General features: G+C 62.0%; 3 protein-coding genes and 1 pseudogene. 3 read left to right on the forward strand and 1 reads right to left on the reverse strand.

Features of this window, described 5'->3' with window-relative positions:
* A pseudogene (locus tag JHD07_RS35350) lies at positions 1-210 on the forward strand (MarR family transcriptional regulator); the annotation flags it as partial.
* A gap of 265 nt (positions 211-475) precedes the next feature.
* On the forward strand, positions 476-1894 hold the full coding sequence (locus tag JHD07_RS35355) for a cytosine permease (protein ID WP_291630620.1): 1419 nt from the start codon (positions 476-478) through the stop codon (positions 1892-1894).
* A gap of 18 nt (positions 1895-1912) precedes the next feature.
* Here the strand turns inward: JHD07_RS35355 and JHD07_RS35360 are convergent, their stop codons facing one another.
* On the reverse strand, positions 1913-2206 hold the full coding sequence (locus JHD07_RS35360) for a DUF3459 domain-containing protein (RefSeq protein ID WP_291630622.1): 294 nt from the start codon (positions 2204-2206) through the stop codon (positions 1913-1915).
* A 183-nt stretch (positions 2207-2389) separates the two neighbouring features.
* Here JHD07_RS35360 and JHD07_RS35365 point away from each other — a divergent pair, with 183 nt between their 5' ends.
* Complete coding sequence (locus JHD07_RS35365; RefSeq protein WP_291630624.1) at positions 2390-3457, forward strand: acyltransferase; 1068 nt, start codon at positions 2390-2392, stop codon at positions 3455-3457.
* Positions 3458-3570: the final 113 nt, after the last annotated feature.

The following is a 3570-nucleotide window of genomic DNA, read 5'->3' on the forward strand; positions in this document are numbered from 1 at the left end:
GTTAACAAGGACGATCGGCGGGCGCGGCTGTGCCGACTGACATCGGCCGGAGCCGCGTTGCTGATCAGGATCGAGGGTGCGGCACGACGGGCGCATCGCGCGACGCTCGGCGATCTGAGCCAGCGGGAACAGGCGCTCTTCATCGAGATGATGCAGCGCATCGTCGCCGGCAATCCCAGTCGCGACAGCGCCGCTGCCGTATTCGACTAGAGGCAAGTGCTGCGCTTTTGAGTTGGGTTGCTCAATTTATCATCGTACCGCTGCCCGGCCGAGCAACACGCCCCGCCCCTCGCCGACACGGCAGGCATGCCCACGCGTACGCACGCGCAAGATCGGCCAGCGCTTGAAAACGCAACAGCATCTAGCACGGCACGCGTAACCTCCGGCAGCGACCCCGCGCGTCCGGCCGCTCCGCAACCCCATGGCACGATTTATGCTGCGATGATGCGAAGCGTGCTTCGTATTGGGGGATGTCATGACGGATTCCGAACTTCGCGCTGATCTTCACAGCATCGAGCCAATTCCCGATGCGGACCGGGACTCCAGCGGCCCACAGCAGATGTGGATCTGGGCGGGCGCCAATATCGCGCCGGTGAACTGGGCGCTCGGCGCGCTCGGCATCATCCTCAAGCTCGGCCTGATGGAGACGATCGCGGTCATCGTGCTCGGCAACATCGTGGGCTGCGCGATCTTCGCGACCTTCACGGTGATGGGACACAAGACCGGCGTCAATCAGATGGTGCTGAGCCGGTCCGCCTTTGGCGTGCGCGGCGCCTACCTGCCGAGCATCCTGATGTTCCTGATGACGCTGGGCTGGATCGGCGTGAACACCTATTTCCCGGTCAAGGTCTCGATGGGCATCCTTAGCCAGTTCGGCATTCCCGACACCTGGCTGGTCGAGATGATCGTCATCACGCTGGTGATGGCGGTGCAGGTGCTGATCGGGATCTACGGCTTCTACGCGATCCGCACCTTCGAGAAATACACGGTGCCGCCGACCATCGCCATCATGGTGCTGATGAGCGTGCTGGCCTGGACGCGGCCCGGCGTCGTCAACTGGAGCCTGACCACTTCCCTGCCGCCCGGCGCGCATCTTGCGATGCTGACGATGCTGATGACCGCCATCGGCGTCGGCTGGGGGATTTCCTGGGTCACCTGGGCCTCCGACTATTCGCGCTTCGTGCCGCGTTCCACGTCGTCGAAGGCCGTGTTCTGGTACAGCTATGTCGGCATGTTCGTGCCGACGGTGTGGCTCGGCATTCTCGGCGCGACCATTGCCTCGACGACGCTGGACACCGACCCCGCCAAGATGGTCAGCGCGGTGTTCGGCGGTCCCGTCAGCATCCTCGTGCTCCTGATGGTGCTGCATGGCCCGATCGCGACCAACATCCTCAACGTCTATTCGGCGACGCTGGCGGCGCTGAGCGCGGGGCTGAAGTTCTCGCGATTCTGGCTCACCGTCATCGTCGGCGTCGCTGGCTATCTGGTCACCCTCTACTTCATCTTCGCGCCGTCCTTCGCGAAGGCGTTCGACCATTGGATGATCAGCCTGCTGTTGTGGATGAGTCCGTGGGCCGGCGTGGTGCTCGCCGACTTCTTCATCAAGCGCAAGGGCAAGATCGAGGTGGCCGAGCTCTATCGCTCGCCGGAGAGCAGCGCCTATGGCGACATCAACTGGGCCGGCATGATCGCGTTCTTCGCCGGGCTCATTGCCGGATGGCTGGTGCAGGACGGTCTCGTCGGCGCGTTGCAGGGACCGATCTCGATCAATCTGCTCGGCGGCGCCGACCTCAGCTGGCTGTTCGGGATCGGCGTGGCGGGCCTCGTCTATCTCGGGCTCGGCAAGTTCGCGACCTCGCCCACGCCGGCCGTGGCGAGCCGCGCCGGCGGCTGACCAGCGGCCTCGCCCGCATCAGCGGTTGCGGCCAAGCCTCACGATCATGTCGCCGGACGCAAGTCCTCCGGCGACATCAGGGCGCGATCGCCACAGGCTTTCGCCATCGACCAGCGCGGGCATCGGGAGTTCGTAGCCGGCGAAGTTGGCGACGATCTGGAGAACGTCGCCGCTCTCGGTCTGCCAACGCACGTCCACCCCGCCCATGCGCGGATCAGCACCGAGCAATTGTCGGTGCGCCGAGACGAACCCACTCTTGATCAAGGGCACGATCTTCTCGCGCCGGATCGTCAAGAGCTGCGCCGTCAGCACTCGAAACCTCGCGCCCGCAGGGGATCGGTCGATGCTGGCCCGGTCCAGCTTGGAGACCCTTCACGATGTTGGTGAGGTGGGCGTCAGAGTTGGTCTGTGCGTCGCATTAGCTTCACTCCCAGGTAATATTGCTCCAATGGCCAAACTTGCTGGCGTCCTTGGCATCAATTCGGGGCTTTAAAGGTGGCAAAGGTAGCATTGAGCGACAGGGCTATCGCTTTACTCGACTGCGCTCGCGCCGTTGCAGCAATATACGTCGTAGTTCATCACGTCGCCGCGGCGCGAGGCTGGGCCGCGGGCTTGACCGGCATCCCGTTCCGGTTCGGTCAAGAAGCCGTCATCCTGTTCTTCCTGATCAGCGGCTTCGTTATATTCGCCAATGAGAAGGATCGGGCAACCACAGGCTTCGGATACTACTATCGCCGCTTCCGCCGCATATACCCGCCTTTGCTCGTCGCCTTGCTGATATCGACGGCGGTGTTTTGGACGAATGGCACATTAGCCCAAAATTTCAGCCTGCGAGACCTAGGCCTTACTCTACTGAATCTTCAAGACATCTCTGCATTGAAGCCGGGCGTATTGGTTGATCCCTATCTTGGCAATGACCCCCTTTGGTCCCTCTCCTACGAGATGGCCTTCTATCTGGTGTTCCCCTCGGTCCTGACTGCATGGAAGCGCGGAAGGACAGCAGTGACCGCCGCAGTTGGGATCGTATGCACTCTGGCCTATGTCAGTTTCCTGTATTCCCCGAACCATTTCAGCCTCATCGCCTCATATTTCCTCGTCTGGTGGTGCGGCGCGATGGCTGCAGAGGCCTACATGGAAGGCGCAAGAAGCTTTGTCGGAATACCTATTGCCCTGGCGTCCTTGGCGCTCTTGACGGGTGCGTCGGCGCTCGGCGTTGTGATCGAGGGCTTCTTCGGCCCCGGCGTGCATCCGTTCTTGGAGTTTCGCCACTTCACCGTTGCATTGCTCGTTGTTTTGGTTGGTTTCAGCCCGATCGGGAGGCTGGTCGCATCCTTCGCATCGCAACTGTCAAAACCGGCCAAAGCCGTTTCGGCGATCTCCTACGGGATTTATGTCCTGCACTACCCGCTACTGATCCAGTCCAACCTCACGGACAGTATCCTAGGCCTTTTGGCAATGGCGATACTGCTCGTCCCCCTTGCCTACTTTGCCGACCCCTACCTCAACCGCGTCTTGCCGCGATGGGAGAGCGTAAAGCTCAGGCTGTCCCCGTCAGCAGCTTGAGACCCTCGTTGGCGAGGTCGGGCCTCACCTGTGGCCGAGCGAGGCCTTAGCCTGTGGGGATACCAGCAATCGGATGTGCTGTTTACCATCGTCTCCGATCGTGGGTTCAATGT

The organism is Bradyrhizobium sp., from assembly GCF_016462955.1.
Classification (GTDB): Bacteria; Pseudomonadota; Alphaproteobacteria; order Rhizobiales; family Xanthobacteraceae; genus Bradyrhizobium.

Excerpts from the sequence above, each read along its gene's own strand:
- JHD07_RS35355 (WP_291630620.1), top strand. The coding sequence starts at position 476 with ATGACGGATTCCGAACTTCGCGCTGATCTTCACAGCATCGAGCCAATT.